Genomic DNA, 17949 nt, shown 5'->3' with positions numbered 1-17949 from the left:
TGCGGAAGGCCGGGCCGAATAGGCGTAATCTGGCTGCGCCATGCCGTACGAGCCCCCCACCCATACCGTCGAGCGATCGTTGCGCGCCACGACGGGCGCCAAGATCGTCGCAGGGATCGACGAGGTCGGACGCGGAGCCTGGGCCGGACCGGTCAGCGTCTGCGCGGCCATCACCGGACTCCGTCGACCGCCCGACGGACTCACCGATTCCAAGCTGCTGACCCACAAGCGCCGCGCCGAACTGTGCGAGGTGCTCGGACAGTGGGTCACTGCCTACGGCCTGGGGCACGCCTCGCCGCAGGAGATCGATGAGCTGGGTATGACCGCGGCATTGCGGCTCGCGGCCGTACGCGCCCTGGAGGCGCTGCCGGTCCGGCCGGACGCGGTCATCCTCGACGGCAAGCACGACTACCTGGGCATGCCGTGGCAGGTCCGCACGGTCATCAAGGGGGACCAGTCCTGCATCGCGGTTGCCGCCGCGTCCGTGCTCGCCAAGGTGCGGCGCGACGCGATGATGGCCGAAGTGGGCCTGGAATACGCCGACTTCGACTTCGCGGCCAACGCCGGCTACCCGTCGCCGACCCATCGCATCGCCCTGGAGGAGTACGGACCCACGCCGCACCACCGACTGTCGTGGTCCTACATGGACGCGCTGCCCCGGTGGCGGCATCTGAAGAAGGTGCGCATCACCCCCGAAGCAGCCGCTCTGGAAGCCGGCGGCCAACTCGGCTTCGATTTCTGAGCGGTGCGGGCATCAATTCGGTACCCGATGACGTGTCCCGCACTTACGTTTGATAGACATCCCTTTATGCCTCTCATCCCCGAGGAGCCTCAGATTCACGAGAGTGTCCCGGGTCCCCGCGCAACTCCGGCCGCCGGCCGTACCGCGCCGACCCCCCGTCCTGTCCCTGGCCCCGGTCCCCGCCCCGCGCCGCCGCGCGGTGCGCCCGCGGCCAGTGCCCGTCCGGGCAAGCCCGGACCCGCTGCCCCGCCGCGTGGGCCCGTCGCCGCTCCGCCGGCGCAGCGCACCGGATCCCCGCAGCCCCCGGCCGGCAAGACCGGCACGGCCGGAGCCCAGCTCCAGCTGATTCCGGCGCCCGCCGCCGGTGCCGTCGACGCCGCCGACGAAGCCGTCGACCTGCTGCTGGACTCGGGGCGTGCCCCGGGTGAAATCCTGGTGCTCACCACGGGCGAGAACCACCCGTGGGCCGCGCACGAACTCTCCTTCGGCGAGGCGTCCTACTGGGCCCAACACGACGCCGCGGACGACGTGTTCTACGCGGATGCCGACGCCGAGCGCGCCACCGGCCGCCCCGTCGTGGTCGTCGCCCTCAACGGCGGCACGGACGAGGTCACCGCGCGGGCGCTGCCTGCGGCGATGGCCCGTGCCGGAGCGCTGCTGATCGTCTGTGGCGACCCGCAGCGTATCAACGCGGTTCTCGGCGCCAGCGCCTGACCGCTCCGGCTCGCAGCAGCCCGTCGGCCCCCGAGGCCGTCGGGCTCGCCTGCGCTTCCGCGCGGGTCTGCCTCCGCGTACGGCTTGCCTCTCGTACGACTCTCGCGTGCTCGTCCGCTTGTCTCGCGGCCTCGTCCGCCGTGCGTTCCCGTACGGCGCGAGGCGGATCAGCGTGCCGCCGTATGCCGATGGGCCTCCGGTGCCCCGCCACCGGTGCTCCGCGGCGCCGGCCGGCCCTGTGCGACGACCGTGGCCGTACGAGGTGCGGCCGGGCGCGGCGCCGTGGTGCGGTGTGCCGCCGCGAAGTCCGCTCCCGTACGGCGGGCGGCCGTGCGCGGCTTGTCCTCGTACGATCCCCTGGGCCGGCGCCCGCCCCGGCCTTCGCCCAGTACTTGCCAGCGGTCGGGGGTCAGCGCGATGTACGCGCCGCAGCGGAGACCGTGCAGCGTGCAGGCGTCGCGCAGCCCCCACATCCACGCCCCGTCGGTCTCCGTCCAACGGGCTTCCCCGTCACGGCAGTAGAGCAGCACGGCGGTCCGGACCGGGGCACGCAACCGGAGGTCGTGCGGGATGACCCGGCGCAGATGCGCCAGCAGGGTATTACGGAACTCCCAGCCGTCGGGCGCGGCCGCGGGCTCGGTGAAGGACGCGCTGGCCGCCACCCGCTCCTGCGGATCGAGCACCGCCACGATGGCCGTCGACGGCCCCGGACGATGACGTTCGTGCAGGCCGGCGACGACCTCACGGGGGTTGCGCAGCAGGGGTATTCCGGCTGAGGCCCACTCGGCGGGCTCCAGCATCCGGCCCAGCCGGGCGGCGGGATCGGTGGAAAAGGGCGGTGAGAGGCGGGGCGGCGGGACGAAGCCGAAGGTCACGGGTCCTCCCTTCGTCCACGCGTCAGCGCATCGGACGGTGTCCGGTGTTCGAGCACCAGGACATGACCGAGCGTGACCGCGGAGCGGCCGGAACGGGGAAGCATCTCCAATTCTTGCGGTCGTACAGGCATGCGGGCAACGAGCAATTCCCTCAGGAGACTGGAATCGCGCCATGTGTGACAAATGTTCCCTGCCGTCGCACCCGTGAGTCGCCCCGTCCCGGATCGTCGGCAGCGAATGCCGCACGGCCGCGGCTCCACCGGGCGGCCGATGACCACGACCGGGACCACTCCGCTACGCCTGCACGGCGAGGACCAGCGGAAACACCCCCTCGGCTCCGGCCCGGCGCAGCAGACGGGCGGCCACCGCCAGCGTCCAGCCGGTGTCGGCGTAGTCGTCCACCAGGAGCACCGGACCACCCACGGACGCGAGGCTCTGCGCCAGCTCCGGCGGGACACCGAGGGAGCCGTGCAGTGCGCGCAGCCGCTGGGCGCTGTTGCTGCGCGGAATCCTGGTGTCGGCCCCGTCCTCCGCCGACGTCACCGCGCCCAGGAACGGCATCCGGCCGACCGCCGCGATCCGCTCGGCCAGCGAGCGGATCAGCTGAGGCCTGGTACGCGAGGAGAGGCAGACCACCCCCACCGGGCGGGCCGGCGCATCCGCCTGCCCGGAAGCCCAACCACCGGGCCCCTTCGCCCAGTCGGCGAGGACCGTGACCACCGCGGCGGCCACATCGTCCGGAACCGGACCGTCCGGTGTTTGAGCCGCGAGCATCGGGCGCAGCCGATTGCCCCAACCGATGTCGGAGAGCCGGCCCAGGGCCCGGCCGGTGGAGGCCAGCTCGTCCGCCGGAATGCGCCCCTTGAGCTCCAGGCCGATGGCCGGCAGCCCCGTCGGCCACATCCGCCGCGGCTCCACCTCCACGCCCGGACGCCCCAGCTCACCGCGCGCCGCATCCAGCGAAGCGGCCGACACCTCGACGGTGAACCGCGCCCCGGCGCAGTTGTCGCACCGGCCGCAGGCGGCCGCCGCCTCGTCGTCCAACTGCCGCCGCAGGAACTCCATCCGGCAACCGGTCGTGGTGGCGTACTCGCGCATCGCCTGCTGCTCGGCCTCGCGCTGCCGCGTCACCCACGCATAGCGCTCCGCGTCGTACGCCCACGGCCGGCCCGTGGAGATCCAGCCGCCCTTGACGCGCTGCACAGCGCCGTCCACGTCGAGCACCTTGAGCATGATCTCCAGGCGCGAGCGGCGCAGTTCGACCTGCGGCTCCAGGGCAGGCAGCGACACCGGCCGGCCGGCGGCGGCCAGCACGTCCAGGGTCTGGCGCACCTGCTCCTCCGGGGGGAACGCCAGCGAGGCGAAGTACTTCCAGATCGCCTCGTCCTCCCGGCCGGGCAGCAGCAGCACCTCGGCGTGCTCTACCCCACGGCCGGCGCGGCCCACCTGCTGGTAGTACGCGATCGGGGACGACGGCGAGCCGAGATGCACCACGAACCCCAGATCGGGCTTGTCGAAGCCCATGCCCAGCGCGGAGGTGGCCACCAGCGCCTTGACACGGTTGGCGAGCAGATCGTCCTCCGCCTGCTGGCGGTCGGCGTTCTCGGTCTTGCCGGTGTACGACGTGACCGTGTGCCCATGGTGACGCAGGAAGGCGGTGACTTCTTCGGCGGCGGCGACGGTGAGGGTGTAGATGATCCCCGAGCCCGGGAGCTCGTGCAGATGGTCCGCGAGCCAGGCCAGCCGGTGCGCGGCGTCCGGCAGCGGCAGCACGCCCAGGCTCAGGCTCTCCCGGTCCAGAGCGCCGCGGAGCACCAGCGCCTCGCCCGTCCCCTCACCCGTCCCGAGCTGTTCGGCGACATCGGCGGTCACCCGTGCGTTCGCCGTCGCCGTGGTGGCGAGCACGGGCACGCCCGGCGGAAGATCGGCGAGCATCGTGCGCAGCCGCCGGTAGTCGGGGCGGAAGTCGTGGCCCCAGTCGGAGATGCAGTGCGCCTCGTCGACCACCAGCAGCCCCGTGGCCGCCGCGAGCTTGGGCAGCACCTGATCACGAAAATCGGGGTTGTTGAGCCGCTCGGGACTCACCAGCAGGACATCCACCTCACCCGCCGCCACCTCGGACTGGACGGTGTCCCACTCCTCGGTGTTGGCCGAATTGATCGTGCGCGCGCGGATCCCGGCCCGGGCGGCCGCCTCCACCTGATTGCGCATCAGGGCCAGCAGCGGAGAGACGATCACGGTCGGTCCACTGCCGCGCTCGCGCAGCAGCGCGGTCGCGACGAAATAGACCGCTGACTTGCCCCAGCCCGTGCGCTGCACGACCAGCGCGCGACGACGCTCGGCGACCAGGGCCTCGATCGCCCGCCACTGGTCCTCCCGCAGCCGGGCCGTACCGCCGGGATCGCCGACGAGCCGGGTCAGGACGGCATCGGCTGCGGCGCGCAGATCTTCATTGCTCATGCCCCCATGCAACCCGATGCCACTGACAACGCGCGAACCCCCGCCCGAACCTGTGGATAACTCGTCACCGAGAGTTATCCACAGGGGTCGCGGAGCAGCGGCCGATCGCGAGATCTTCGAGCCATGAATCCGCAGAGCGAACCGCACGAGCCCAGCACCGACCCCAACTCACCTACTTCTTCGGCAACTTCGAGCACGCCCCCGACACCTTCCGACCCTTCCGACGTACCTACTCCTCCGAGCCCGCCGAACCCCTCTCGCCCGACGACTCCGAACCCCTTGACCCCCTCGACCAGCTCGACTCCGAACCCTCCGACCCCCTCGATCCCGCCCACCCCATCCACCCCGCCCGCCCCTTCCCACCCCCCGACCCCTCCCACTCCCTCGATCCCGAGCCAGGCTCCCTCTCCCGAGTCCTCCCACGCCCCGACCTCCGATCCCCGGCCCACCGAACCGGCAGATCGCGCCGAGGCCGCCCGCCACGCCGGCGCAGCCGACGCCCCGCACGTCTCCGTACCGACCCCCGCCGACGCGCTTCCGGCACCGGCCGCGGAGACACAGGTCACGCTGCGCGGCCCGGCGGAGCTGGCCGACGCACTGCCGTATTTGATGGGCTTCTATCCGGACGACAGCGTGGTGCTGGTCGCGTTGCACGGTGAGCGCGGACGGTTCGGCGGCCGGGTCCGGCTCGGCATCCCGGCCGACCGGGCCGAGTGGCCCGACGTCGCCGACCAGCTCGCCGAATGCCTGATCTCGGCCGGTCAGGACGGCTCCCCACGGCCCACGGCGATCATCGTCTACCTCTGTAAGGAGCCCGCGGAGGGCGAGAACGGCCGCGACGTCCGGGACCGGCTCCAGCCGTTCGCCCAGCGGCTGCGCACGGCCTGCGGAGCGCTCGACGTCCCCGTCCTCGAAGCCCTCTGCCTCTCCAACGGGCGTTTCTGGTCCTACTGCTGCCCCGACTTCCGGTGCTGCCCCGCGGACGGCACCCCGATGGTGATGCCGGGCACCTCCGTGATGGCCGCGGCGGCCGCCTACGCCGGAATGCAGGTACGCGGTTCGCTCAAGGAGATGGAGGCCAGGTTGCGGCCCCGCACGGGGCGACGGGCCGTCGAACAGGAAAAGGCCCTGGACGCGGCGGCCGGGGCTCTGGTGCCCCGGATGCTGCGGCCGGACGGTGCGGCGGCCGTCCGGAAGGACACCCTCGACCTGGCCGCCGCGATGATCCACCGCTTCCGTCAGGACACCCCCACGGGCAGCAACCGGGCCCGGGACGCCTGCGACGACGCGCTGATCACCAACGCCGAGGCGGCCAGTCTCATCCTCGGACTTCAGGACCGGGTCACCCGTGACCGGGCGGCGGAGTGGATGGACGGCACGGCCGCGGCCCCCGCCCTCCGCCTGTGGCGGGCCCTCGCCCGGCGCTGCGCCGGCGGCTATGCCGAGCATGCGACGGCACCGCTCACCCTGGCCGGATGGGTCAGCTGGTCCACGGAGGACGGCCCCTCGGCGCGGGTGGCCCTCGGGTGCGCCCTCTCGCTCGACCCGGATTACACCTTCGCCCAGCTGCTGCACCGCGCGATCAACGAGGGGCTCGATCCTGAGCCACTGCGCCGCTGCCTGCGCGAGCAGCACGAGGAGGCGATCAGCGCCGCCGCCTGTGCACCCACCCCCGGCGCGAAGCGACCGCGGTCCGCCAAGCGCCCGGCGCCCGGCCGGAACTCGCCCGCCGGCCGGCCTCGGGGACCCCGTGGTGGCACGGGCCCCGGGGCGCGTACGACCGGGGGACGCGGCGGGCGGCGGAGCGGCCAGGACGACCGGAGCCGGCGGTGACCGCGAGGTCCTTGTGCGGCCGGCGTGACCTGGGCACCGGCCGGACCGTTCACCTGTATGGCGCAGGCCGTACGAAGCCCCGACGTCCCCAGGGAGCGCAGAGCGTGCCAGGCATCGTCCCCACTACCCAACCGGCCCGCCGGCCACCGGAAGAGCGGCGTCCGGCGCCGCCCCGGGCCCCGCAACCGCAGCCCGTCCACTCCTCGCTGGTGTGCGTGGCACTGCCCGCCCTCGCGGTGTCCCCCGCATCGGGACAGCTGACCGGCCAGGGCCTGGAGGGCTTCTACCGGGACGGCCGGCGGGTCCTGTCCCACTGCGAGCTACGGGTCGCGGGCGGCGAACCACTGGTCGTCCAGGGCCGGATGACCGCCGCCGACCGGGCCCGGTTCGTCGGCACGATCCGCAGAACCGGCGAGCGGGGCCCGGACCCGGAGATCCGCATGGAACGGCTGCGGTCGGCCGACGGCACCGAGCGGATCACCTTCCTCAGCAGTGCGACCCGGCCGGTCCGGCTGCCGGTCGAGATCCGTCTGCACACCGACCTGGCGGAGCTCGGGGCCGTCGCCGTGGGCCTTCCGGGTTCCGAGCTGCGCGCCGCCGTCCACGGCTCCGGCCTCCGCTGGTCAGGGCCGGGCGTGCATGCGGTGGTGACCGCCGACCCACCGCCCGAGGACGCCCTGGCCTCGGCCGGGCTGCTGCGCTGGGAACTCGAACTCCCCGCCGGCGGCCGCCGCACCATCGAGCTGCGCGCCGCGCTGGAGCAGACGACCGCCGGACCGGGCAGCGGCCCCGTGGGGCACCGCCCGGCCGGGGGCGCCCGCATCCCCGGCCCGCGGAGCGGCACCCTCACGCCGCGTACCCGTGCAGACAGGCCACCCCGCCCCTGGTCGGACGCCCGGCTGGAGTGCGACGACCACCGGGCCGATGCCCTCATGGCGGCCGGCCTGGACGATCTGTACGGCCTGGCGATGCGGGACCCGGCAGCGCCCGCGGACGTCTACCTCGCGGGCGGGTTCCCCTGGCGCTGCGGTCTGGCACCGGCCGAGGCGTTGTGGGCCGCCAGAATGCTGCTGCCCTTGGGCACCCGGCTCGCCGCGGGCACCCTGCGGGCACTCGCACGGGGCCAACACGCCGCACCGGGGCCGGATTTCGGCCGAATTCCCGGAGCCCTGCGGGACGCCGGACCGCACTCCCCACCGAGCTGCACGGGTATCGAGGCGACCCTGCTGTTCCCCGTCGTGCTCGCGGAGGCGCGCCGCTGGGGACTGCCCGAGCCGGAGACCGAACGGCTGCTGCCCGCCGCGGAACGGTGTCTGAGATGGCTTCGGATCGTCTCCGACCCGGTGGGCCGTGCCCGTAGCGGCTATATCCCCGATCCGGCGCCCGACGGGCCGTACCGCTGCGAGACCCAGGCGCACGCCCATCGGGCCGCACTGCTGGGCGCGGATCTCCTGGACGCCTGCGGGTCCGCCGACGCCGCGGTGCTCCGCGACTGGGCCGCGGAACTACGCGCCCGGTTCCGCCGGGACTTCTGGCTGGAGGACCGGGCGGGCGGCCGTCCCGCCGCGCTGCTCACCGCCGACGGCCGGCCCGTCCCGTACCTCGGTTCCACCGCCGCCCACCTCCTCGACACCGGACTGCTCGGCGGTGGTGCCCTCGCGCCGGGCCTGCTGGACGCGGCCCAGACGGACCAGTTGGCCAGGCTGCTGAGCGGGCCGTCCATGCACTCCGGGTGGGGACTGCGCGGACTGGGTGCCAAGGAGAGCGGCTACAACCCCTTCGGCCACCGCAGCGGTGCGGTGCGCGTCCACGAGTCGGCGATCGCCGCCGCCGGACTGGCCGCGGCCGGCCACGAGCGGGCCGCCGGAGCCCTGACCCGGGGCGTCCTCGACGCCGCGGAGAGCTTCGGGCACCGCCTCCCGGAGATGTATGCGGGGGAGCAGCGCACGGCCGACGGAGCCCCCGTGCCGCACCCCGCGGCCTGCCGCCCCGCAGCGGTGTCGGCGGCCGGCGCGGTGCACATGCTGATCGCCCTCGCCGGTCTGCGTCCCGATGTCCCGGCCGGCACGGTCTCCGTGCGGCCGCTCGGTACGGCCCCGCTCGGCGCGATGGAGCTCACCGGGCTGAGCGTCGCCGAGCAGCCGTTCGCCGTACGGATCAGCAGACTCGGCATGGGCATGGTGGAAGCCGCCGCGGAGGGTCTGCAACTGGGGTCCTGAGCCACTGCGGGCCTGTTTATCGTCAGGCGGACGACTATGATCACGCCATGCCTCCCTACGACCCGTCGGCCTTCCCGCCGTTCGCTGTCACCGTCGACCTGGTCGTGCTCACCGTGCGCCGCCACGCCCTCTGCGCGCTGGCCGTGCGCCGCGGTGAGCCGCCGTTCCAGGGCCGCTGGGCACTGCCCGGCGGATTCGTCCGGGCCGACGAGGACCTTGAGGCAGCGGCCGCCCGGGAGCTCGCCGAGGAGACCGGTCTGCACGCCCAGACCCCGGCCGGCCCGCCGCCCACGTACGGTGCCCATCTGGAACAGCTCGCCACCTACGGCGATCCGAAGCGGGACCCCCGGATGCGGGTCGTCAGCGTCGCGCATCTGGTCCTCGCCCCGGACCTGCCGGCTCCCACGGCCGGCGGTGACGCGCACAGTGCCCGCTGGGCGCCGGTCGAGACCCTGCTGGAGCCGGACGACACCCATGCTCGGGAAGGCGAGCTGGCGGCCCCGCTCGCGTTCGACCACGCCCAGATCCTCGCCGACGGGGTGGAGCGGGCCCGTTCGAAGATCGAGTACTCCTCGCTCGCCACGGCCTTCTGCCCGCCGGAATTCACGGTGGGTGAGCTGCGCCGGGTCTATGAAGCCGTATGGGGGGTCGCCCTGGACCCGCGGAACTTCCACCGGAAGGTGACCGGCACCCCGGGGTTCCTGGTGCCGACGGGCGGCACCACGACGCGTCAGGGCGGTCGCCCCGCGCAGCTCTTCCGGGCCGGCGGCGCGACGCTGCTCAACCCGCCGATGCTGCGCCCCGAGGTCTGAGCACGGCCTTCGGCCTTCCCGGTGGGACAACCACGGACCGCTGATCTCTCCTGACCCCGGGACGCCCGGGAAGCCCGCGAGGGCCCGTAAACCCGGCGAGCCCGGAATCAACACGATTGCGCAATTACGAGAAAATAGGACATATTCCGGTACTTTGTTCCGGATGAGTCCACTCGTGTCGCCGATAGCCGACGTCCAGCCGCGCACCTGCCGACGGCTCGCTCCTCCCGCATGGCGGCTCCTGCGGCCGCCGGATGCCGGCCGCGCCCCGGCCTGCTTCGACGCCGCTCACGGCACTCGTGTCGACGCCGCCGCGCGGTGCGTGCCAGTGGCACGAGTCCCCGATGTCGCCACCCGTGAGCGAATACCTCAACTTCCCCGCCGTGCAACGCCCGTGGCGCCGAGAGGCTCATGAGTCAAGGTGCGGAAAGGGTTGTCATTCGGTGTGGTAGATACCCCTTGATGCCACTGTTCCGTATGTGAAATTCCCTGTTTTCACGGAGTGGTTGTGCGGCGGCCGTCAAGTGGCGGTCCGGAATCGACCGCGCCATATCGGTCGTGAGAAGCGGTTCGCCCCAATCCCCAGGCAGTGCACCGCCGTTGCCGTCGACCGGCTCTGGCCTGCGGTGATGTCCCCCTCGCCCGCTGCCGCTCTCCGTTCCGGTCGAGTAAGGCGCCTGTTTTGACGCCCTGTTGTTACGCATGCTGCTCATAACCCGCCCTGGGCAGCGCATTTCCTTCCGATAAAGCGTCAATTCAGGGATGGGGGGCGATCACCCTTTCGTGTGCTTTTCACCAAAGACCTCAAGGGTGTTCAGGGTGTCGCCGACAAAGGATGCGTGAGTACCCTTGCGCACACCATGATGACCGCGGCTCGCCCCGGCGACACCGGCCTCGCAGGCCCGGGCGAGCTTGACCGCTACCCCTACGCCAACGCCGCCAACGCCGCGAACAGCAGCAACACGGCCGGCCCCGAGCGTGCCGAGCGCGTTCCGCAGGTCTGGGACGGCCCCGAGGCGGAGATCGGCCGGGTCGGCCGGCGCGCGGCCGGCAGCCGCGGCCGCGGCCTGCACGGCCAACTCGTCCAGCAGCTCGGCCAGATGATCGTCTCCGGCGATCTCGGCGCCGACCGACCGCTCGTCCCCGAGGAGATCGGCCAGCGCTTCGAGGTCTCCCGCACCGTCGTCCGTGAGTCACTGCGCGTCCTCGAGGCCAAGGGGCTCGTGAGTGCGCGCCCCAACGTGGGCACCCGGGTGCGCCCGGTCAGCGACTGGAACCTCCTCGATCCCGACATCATCGAGTGGCGCGCCTACGGGCCACAGCGTGACGACCAGCGCCGGGAGCTGTGCGAGCTGCGCTGGACGATCGAGCCGCTGGCCGCCCGTCTCGCCGCCGGGCACGGCCGGGAGGACATCCAGCAGCGGCTGGCCGACATGGTCGAGATCATGGGTCACTCCGCCGCCCAGGGCGACACCATGACCTTCGGCCGCGCCGACGCCGAGTTCCACTCCCTGCTGCTCCAGCTCGCCGGCAACCGCATGCTGGAGCACCTCTCCGGCATCGTCTCCGCCGCCCTGCACGTCTCCGGCGGATCCGGCAGCGGCTGTGAGCGGCCGGTCGAGACGTCCGTGGGCCAGCACATGAGGGTCGTCGACGCCATCGGCTCCGGCGACGCCACGGCCGCCGAATCCGCGATGCGCCAGCTTCTCGCCGCCCATGGCGAGCCGGGCGGCCAGGGCTCCGGGACGCCCGTGGACCACGTCGTCCCCGCGCCCCGCGAGCACTGAAGGCCGTACCCGACCGCGTACGGAAGGTAGGCGCCGCGCGGCCCCGTGCCCCGCGTACCCCTCGGGCGGGGCACGCCGTACGCGGCGAAGGCGCACCCGCTCGCCGGATCCGGGGCGTCGACCGGATCCGGCGGCAGATCTTGGGAGGATTGCATGTCATATGACAGGGAATGGGTCGTTATGGGGTGTGACTCGGGCCACGCAGATTGGGCGTAACGCTCTCCCGGGAAGCGCGATGACTTAAGAGGTGATAGCCGAGGAGGGAATACGAACGGCGTTCGTGACGCTGTTCAACTCCCCGGTTGCCCCTGCGCCGTCGGTCCATCCCCACCGGCGGTCGTCGGCTCCGATCCACACTGGACGGGGTCGGAAGCCGTTTCCATCGTTCCGAGAGGTTGTTCGTGTCGGCCAGCACATCCCGTACGCTCCCGCCGGAGATCGCCGAGTCCGAGTCTGTGATGGCGCTCATCGAGCGGGGAAAGGCAGATGGGCAGATCGCCGGCGATGACGTGCGTCGGGCCTTCGAGGCTGACCAGATTCCGCCAACCCAGTGGAAGAACGTTCTGCGCAGCCTCAACCAGATCCTCGACGAGGAGGGTGTGACGCTGATGGTCAGTGCCGCAGAGGCGCCCAAGCGCACCCGCAAGAGCGTCGCAGCGAAGAGTCCGGCGAAGCGCACCGCCACCAAGACCGTCGCGGCCAAGACCGCCACGGTCAAGAAGACCACCGCCGCCGCCCCCGCCCCCGCGGCGGACCCGGCCGGTGAGTCCGAGTCCGCGCCTGCGAAGAAGGCAGCGGCAAAGAAGACGACCGCCAAGAAGACGGCCGCGAAGAAGACCACGGCCAAGAAGGCCACCGCGAAGAAGACCGCGGCCAAGAAGGACGTCGACGAGCTGCTCGACGACGAGGTGACCGAGGAGACCCCGACGCCCGGTAAGGGTGAGGGCCCCGAGGGTGCCGACACCCCGGAGAACGCCGGCTTCGTCCTTTCCGACGACGACGAGGACGACGCTCCCGCCCAGCAGGTCGCCGCGGCCGGCGCCACCGCCGACCCGGTCAAGGACTACCTCAAGCAGATCGGTAAGGTCCCCCTCCTCAACGCCGAGCAGGAGGTCGAGCTCGCCAAGCGCATCGAGGCGGGTCTGTTCGCCGAGGACAAGCTGGCGAACTCCGACAAGCTCGCACCGAAGCTCAAGCGTGAGCTGGAGATCATCGCCGAGGACGGCCGCCGGGCGAAGAACCACCTCCTGGAGGCCAACCTCCGGCTCGTCGTCTCCCTGGCCAAGCGGTACACCGGTCGCGGCATGCTCTTCCTGGACCTGATCCAGGAGGGCAACCTCGGTCTGATCCGCGCGGTCGAGAAGTTCGACTACACCAAGGGCTACAAGTTCTCGACCTACGCGACGTGGTGGATCCGCCAGGCCATCACCCGCGCCATGGCCGACCAGGCCCGTACGATCCGTATCCCCGTCCACATGGTCGAGGTCATCAACAAGCTGGCCCGTGTCCAGCGCCAGATGCTCCAGGACCTGGGCCGCGAGCCCACCCCGGAGGAGCTGGCCAAGGAACTCGACATGACCCCTGAGAAGGTCATCGAGGTCCAGAAGTACGGCCGCGAGCCGATCTCGCTGCACACCCCGCTGGGTGAGGACGGCGACAGCGAGTTCGGTGACCTGATCGAGGACTCCGAGGCGGTCGTGCCCGCCGATGCAGTGAGTTTCACGCTCCTGCAGGAGCAGCTGCACTCGGTTCTGGACACACTCTCGGAGCGGGAGGCCGGCGTCGTGTCCATGCGCTTCGGTCTCACCGACGGCCAGCCGAAGACGCTGGACGAGATCGGCAAGGTCTACGGCGTCACGCGTGAGCGGATCCGTCAGATCGAGTCGAAGACGATGTCGAAGCTGCGTCACCCGTCGCGCTCCCAGGTGCTGCGGGACTACCTCGACTAGTCGAACCGCCCGGCCCGTACAGCGCCGTGAGCCCGGTCTCTCCTGTGGGGGAGGGGCCGGGCTCGCCGCCGTCCGGGTGCGCGGCGGAGCCGTTTGGGTCACTCTGGGTGGGCGACCGCTGTCCCACAGTCAGGAGTCCGTATGCGTCCGGCCACAGGCGCCGTTCTCGGAGCCCTCGCACTGGTCCTCACCCTGCCGGTGGCGGCGGCCGCGGACGAGTCGGTGATCGGCGGGAAGCCCGCGCAACTGTCCCAGAGCCCCTGGGCGGTGGCACTGGCCTCCCACGAGCGCTTCGGGGCGCAGCGCTCCGGGCAGTTCTGCGGTGGGGTGCTGGTGGGGCACTCCACGGTCGTGACGGCGGCGCACTGCCTGAGCAAGGAGGTGCTGGGCGTGCCCTGGCAGCAGGTCCGGGACCTGCGCATCGTGATCGGGCGCGACAACCTCACCGGCGGCGGGGGGCATGAGGTCAAGCCGGCGAAGGTCTGGGTGAACCCCCGCTACGACAGCTGGACCAATGAGGGCGACATGGCCGTCCTCACGCTCCCGAAGCCGGTACCGAACCGGCCCATCCCGATAGCGGGACGCAACGACCGTGCCTACCGGCCGGGCAGCCGGGCCACGGTTTACGGCTGGGGGGACACCACGGGTGAGGGCAGCTATGCGTCGCGGCTGCGCTCGGCGCGCGTCAACGTGCTGCGGGATGCGGTCTGCGCACGGGCCTATCCGGGCAGCGCGGACGGAGCGTACCGGTCCCGTTCCATGCTGTGCGCGGGTGCAGCGGACGGCGGGCGGGACGCGTGTCAGGGCGACAGTGGCGGGCCCCTGGTCGTCCACGGACGTCTCGTGGGGCTGGTCTCCTGGGGGACCGGCTGTGGCCAGGCGGGCAGACCGGGCGTCTACACCCGGGCCTCGGCGCTGCTTCCGGCCGTATCGGCGCACGGAGCGGGCTGAGCCGTCGCGGGAGCCGGCAGATCACGCGGTGCGAGCGAACGAGTAGCGGGCGGCCCCCCGGTGGTGTCGGGGGGACCGCCCGCCGCACGGCGCAGGGCCGCTGCTCGCTCGTCGTGGATGCGAAGTGTCAGCGTTCCTCATCGGACGCGGACGCCGGAGAAGCGTTCAGCCGCTCCGTCTCGTCCTGTATTTCCGCGGCGATCTTCTTGAGTTCTGGCTCGAACTTGCGACCGTGGTGGGCGCAGAAGAGCAGTTCTCCGCCGGACATCAGGACGACGCGCAGGTATGCCTGGGCGCCGCAGCGGTCGCAGCGGTCAGCGGCCGTCAGCGGGCTCGCGGGTGTCAGAACAGTAGTCACGTCGCCTCTTCTCTAGCTCGACGAGCTGTCGTACCAGGGTCAACATCCAACCAGGCCGAAAACGTTCCCGCTCGTGCCTTTTCCTCGAAAAAAGTTCTTCGAGGGGGCCGGGTGCTGCCGGGTGGCGGCGAATGAGCCGTATTGCTTGGTGGTCTGATTCACGTTGGGTGCTGGGTCGGTCCCCCCGGCTGGCTTGCCGGTTGTTGATGAGGACGTGCCCGGAGCCTAAATGGTTCATGCCTCGAAGGGAACGTGATGTGCACGTCACTCGGACGTCACCCCAACGAGCGATCGAACGCGCGAGCGAAATTCTACTACCATGAGCATGCTTACGGGTGGCGTCACATCGGCTCTACCAGGCCTCGGTACCCTCTGACGGGCGACACCGCCACAACCGAGTCCGCGGAATGCGGACTGCCAGAAATTCAGCGAGGAGCGAACCGCGTGACCGCCGAGATGTCCGTGCCGTCCACCGCAGTGCTGACCGGGGCAGACCGGGACGGTTCCAACTACACCGCGCGGCATCTGCTCGTCCTGGAGGGCCTCGAAGCGGTCCGCAAGCGCCCTGGCATGTACATCGGCTCCACGGACAGCCGCGGTCTGATGCACTGCCTCTGGGAGATCATCGACAACTCCGTCGACGAGGCGCTCGGCGGCTACTGCGACCACATCGAAGTGATCCTCCACGACGACGGGTCCGTGGAGGTGCGTGACAACGGCCGCGGCATCCCCGTGGACGTCGAGCCCAAGACCGGGCTGAGCGGTGTCGAGGTCGTCATGACCAAGCTGCACGCCGGCGGAAAGTTCGGCGGCGGCTCGTACGCGGCCTCCGGCGGTCTGCACGGCGTCGGCGCCTCGGTCGTCAACGCCCTCTCCGCCCGGCTCGACGTCGAGGTCGACCGCAACAGCAAGACGCACTCGATCAGCTTCCGCCGCGGCGTCCCCGGCATCTTCACGGAATCGGGCCCGGACGCCCCGTTCGACCCGGCCAACGGCCTGCACAAGGGCAAGCGGATCCCCAAGACGAAGACCGGCACCCGCGTCCGTTACTGGGCCGACCGGCAGATCTTCCTCAAGGACGCCAAGCTCTCCCTGGAGACGCTGTACGCCCGCGCCCGCCAGACCGCCTTCCTCGTCCCCGGCCTCACCCTGGTCGTCCGCGACGAGCGCGGCCTCGACGGCGCCGGCAAGACGGAGGAGACCTTCCACTACGACGGCGGCATCAGCGAGTTCTGCGAGTACCTGGCGCAGGACAAGGCGGTGTGCGACGTCCTCCGGCTGACCGGGCAGGGCACGTTCAAGGAGACCGTGCCGGTCCTCGACGACCGCGGCCACATGACCCCCACCGAGGTCACCCGCGAACTGGGCGTCGACATCGCGCTGCGCTGGGGCACCGGCTACGACGCCACGGTCCGGTCGTTCGTCAACATCATCGCCACCCCCAAGGGCGGCACCCACGTCTCCGGCTTCGAGCGCGCGGTCACCAGGACGGTCAACGAGGTCCTGCGGTCGAGCAAGCTGCTCCGCGTCGCCGAGGACGACGTCGTCAAGGACGACGCCATGGAGGGGCTGACCGCGGTCGTGACCGTGCGCCTCGCCGAGCCGCAGTTCGAGGGCCAGACCAAGGAGGTGCTCGGCACCTCCGCGGCCTCCCGGATCGTCGCCCAGGTGGTGAGCCGGGAGCTGAAGGCGTTCCTGACGTCCACGAAGCGGGACGGCAAGCAGCAGGCGCGTGCCGTCCTGGAGAAGGTCGTCGCCGCGGCCCGGACCCGCATCGCCGCGCGCCAGCACAAGGAGGCGCAGCGGCGGAAGACGGCGCTGGAGTCCTCCTCGCTGCCGGCCAAGCTCGCGGACTGCCGCAGCGACGACGTCGACCGCAGCGAGCTGTTCATCGTCGAGGGTGACTCCGCGCTGGGCACCGCGAAGCTGGCCCGGAATTCGGAGTTCCAGGCGCTGCTGCCGATCCGCGGCAAGATCCTCAACGTCCAGAAGTCGTCCGTCTCGGACATGCTCAAGAACGCCGAGTGCGGCGCCATCATCCAGGTCATAGGGGCCGGTTCCGGCCGTACCTTCGACATCGACGCGGCCCGCTACGGCAAGGTCATCTTCCTGGCCGACGCCGATGTCGACGGCGCCCACATCCGCATCCTGCTGCTGACCCTCTTCCAGCGCTACATGCGGCCGATGGTCGAGCAGGGCCGGGTCTTCGCCGCCGTGCCGCCGCTGCACCGCATCGAACTGACCAACCCCAAGAAGGGGCAGGACAAGTACATCTACACCTACTCGGACAACGAGCTGCGCCAGACCCTGCTGGAGCTCCAGCGCAAGAACGTCCGCTACAAGGACAGCATCCAGCGCTACAAGGGCCTGGGTGAGATGGACGCCGACCAGCTCGCCGAGACGACCATGGACCCGCGCCACCGCACCCTGCGCCGGATCAACATCAGCGACCTGGAGGCGGCGGAGAAGACCTTCGACCTCCTGATGGGCAACGAAGTGGCCCCCCGCAAGGAGTTCATCACCAACTCCGCGGCCACCATGGACCGTTCCCGGATCGACACCTGAGCGCTCCCTGAGCCCGGGCGGGCGTCTCTCCACCCCAGGGTGGAGGGGCGCCCGCCGTGTTTTCCACCCGCTCCCCACCCTGGCGCCGATCCGCGCGGCGGCCACTCTCCGTAGCGTCGGGGAGGTCGGAATACGCCGTCTCCGGGAGGCTCAGGTCATGAGCGGCCTGCTCAACATCGTGGTGATCGTCGCGGCTGTCGCGTTCGTGGTCATCAAGCAGTTCAGTGCCCAGCAGCTCACGTCCGAGGGCCGCAAGTGGTGGTTGATCCCCGCCGTCCTGGTGTTCCTGGCGCTGCGCGCGCCCGGCCTGCTGGACCCCGTGCACCGGACCGCCTCCGCCGTCCTGCTGACCGTCGGGCTCCTCATAGGGCTGGCCTGCGGTGCGGGCTGGGCCTGGACCACACGCATCTGGACGGACGCGGACGGCGTGGTGTGGACCAAGGGCAGCTGGGCGGCGGCCGGGGTGTGGCTGTGCGCCATGGTGCTGCGCGGCGGCCTGATGGCCCTCGCCGCGGCCATGGGCGTCCATCAGGGCAGCCCGGCGATCATGCTCTCGGTCGCCGTCATGCTGCTGGCCCGGAGCGGGGTCACCACCTGGCGGGCCCAGGCCGTTCAGCGGACGTACGGTGTCCCTGTCGCGGGCTGAGGCCCCGGCGCGCCCGGTACCGCCGCCCACCGATCGAG

Annotated in this window: 13 protein-coding genes; 10 read left to right on the top strand and 3 right to left on the bottom strand. The window is 71.5% G+C overall.

The window, feature by feature from the left end; translation table 11 throughout:
* The first annotated feature begins 40 nt into the window (after positions 1–40).
* Together ACFV1J_RS11170 and ACFV1J_RS11165 are read left to right on the top strand one after the other, a co-directional pair.
* Complete coding sequence (locus tag ACFV1J_RS11170) at positions 41–742, top strand: ribonuclease HII (protein ID WP_385857032.1); 702 nt, start codon at positions 41–43, stop codon at positions 740–742.
* A 66-nt stretch (positions 743–808) separates the two neighbouring features.
* A complete protein-coding gene (locus ACFV1J_RS11165; RefSeq protein WP_385857031.1) occupies positions 809–1456 on the top strand; it encodes a hypothetical protein in 648 nt (215 codons plus the stop codon).
* A 167-nt stretch (positions 1457–1623) separates the two neighbouring features.
* Here ACFV1J_RS11165 and ACFV1J_RS11160 read toward each other — a convergent pair whose 3' ends face one another.
* Together ACFV1J_RS11160 and ACFV1J_RS11155 are read right to left on the bottom strand one after the other, a co-directional pair.
* A complete protein-coding gene (locus tag ACFV1J_RS11160; protein ID WP_385857030.1) occupies positions 1624–2331 on the bottom strand; it encodes a hypothetical protein in 708 nt (235 codons plus the stop codon).
* Between the two features lie 294 nt (positions 2332–2625).
* Positions 2626–4791 (bottom strand): RecQ family ATP-dependent DNA helicase, encoded by a 2166-nt coding sequence (locus ACFV1J_RS11155; RefSeq protein WP_385857029.1) that lies wholly within the window; start codon positions 4789–4791, stop codon positions 2626–2628.
* 567 nt (positions 4792–5358) lie between these two features.
* Between ACFV1J_RS11155 and ACFV1J_RS11150 the strand changes: the two genes are divergently transcribed.
* The 6 genes from ACFV1J_RS11150 (at position 5359) to ACFV1J_RS11125 (ending at position 14342) form a co-directional block, all read left to right on the top strand.
* Complete coding sequence (locus ACFV1J_RS11150; protein ID WP_385857097.1) at positions 5359–6624, top strand: DUF4192 domain-containing protein; 1266 nt, start codon at positions 5359–5361, stop codon at positions 6622–6624.
* A gap of 215 nt (positions 6625–6839) precedes the next feature.
* Positions 6840–8843: a glycogen debranching N-terminal domain-containing protein gene (locus ACFV1J_RS11145; protein WP_385857028.1), complete on the top strand. Its 2004-nt coding sequence runs from the start codon at positions 6840–6842 to the stop codon at positions 8841–8843.
* A 47-nt stretch (positions 8844–8890) separates the two neighbouring features.
* Entirely contained in the window at positions 8891–9655 is a 765-nt protein-coding gene (locus tag ACFV1J_RS11140; protein WP_385857027.1) for an NUDIX domain-containing protein, read from the top strand.
* Between the two features lie 785 nt (positions 9656–10440).
* The gene (locus ACFV1J_RS11135) at positions 10441–11442 is read left to right on the top strand and encodes a FadR/GntR family transcriptional regulator (RefSeq protein WP_385857025.1); all 1002 of its coding nucleotides are present in this window, start codon (positions 10441–10443) and stop codon (positions 11440–11442) included.
* 401 nt (positions 11443–11843) lie between these two features.
* Positions 11844–13391 (top strand): RNA polymerase sigma factor, encoded by a 1548-nt coding sequence (locus ACFV1J_RS11130; RefSeq protein WP_360950971.1) that lies wholly within the window; start codon positions 11844–11846, stop codon positions 13389–13391.
* A 141-nt stretch (positions 13392–13532) separates the two neighbouring features.
* The gene (locus tag ACFV1J_RS11125) at positions 13533–14342 is read left to right on the top strand and encodes a serine protease (protein WP_385857024.1); all 810 of its coding nucleotides are present in this window, start codon (positions 13533–13535) and stop codon (positions 14340–14342) included.
* Positions 14343–14469: 127 nt separating this feature from the next.
* Here ACFV1J_RS11125 and ACFV1J_RS11120 read toward each other — a convergent pair whose 3' ends face one another.
* Entirely contained in the window at positions 14470–14700 is a 231-nt protein-coding gene (locus ACFV1J_RS11120) for a hypothetical protein (RefSeq protein ID WP_030412880.1), read from the bottom strand.
* Positions 14701–15144: 444 nt separating this feature from the next.
* On the opposite strand from ACFV1J_RS11120, the gene ACFV1J_RS11115 reads away from it, so the two are divergent.
* Together ACFV1J_RS11115 and ACFV1J_RS11110 are read left to right on the top strand one after the other, a co-directional pair.
* A complete protein-coding gene (locus tag ACFV1J_RS11115; RefSeq protein ID WP_385857023.1) occupies positions 15145–17265 on the top strand; it encodes a type IIA DNA topoisomerase subunit B in 2121 nt (706 codons plus the stop codon).
* Between the two features lie 157 nt (positions 17266–17422).
* A complete protein-coding gene (locus ACFV1J_RS11110) occupies positions 17423–17911 on the top strand; it encodes a DUF1453 domain-containing protein (protein WP_385857022.1) in 489 nt (162 codons plus the stop codon).
* Positions 17912–17949: the final 38 nt, after the last annotated feature.

Source organism: Streptomyces sp. NPDC059649, from assembly GCF_042734445.1.
In the GTDB taxonomy this organism is placed as follows: domain Bacteria; phylum Actinomycetota; class Actinomycetes; order Streptomycetales; family Streptomycetaceae; genus Streptomyces.
This window is presented reverse-complemented; position numbering and strand designations above follow the sequence as displayed.

Bases quoted from the DNA above. Each gene is read 5' to 3' on its own strand.
- ACFV1J_RS11125 (WP_385857024.1), top strand. From the start codon at position 13,533: ATGCGTCCGGCCACAGGCGCCGTTCTCGGAGCCCTCGCACTGGTCCTC.
- ACFV1J_RS11170 (WP_385857032.1), top strand. From the start codon at position 41: ATGCCGTACGAGCCCCCCACCCATACCGTCGAGCGATCGTTGCGCGCC.
- ACFV1J_RS11165 (WP_385857031.1), top strand. From the start codon at position 809: ATGCCTCTCATCCCCGAGGAGCCTCAGATTCACGAGAGTGTCCCGGGT.
- ACFV1J_RS11155 (WP_385857029.1), bottom strand. From the start codon at position 4,791: ATGAGCAATGAAGATCTGCGCGCCGCAGCCGATGCCGTCCTGACCCGG.
- ACFV1J_RS11140 (WP_385857027.1), top strand. From the start codon at position 8,891: ATGCCTCCCTACGACCCGTCGGCCTTCCCGCCGTTCGCTGTCACCGTC.
- ACFV1J_RS11110 (WP_385857022.1), top strand. From the start codon at position 17,423: ATGAGCGGCCTGCTCAACATCGTGGTGATCGTCGCGGCTGTCGCGTTC.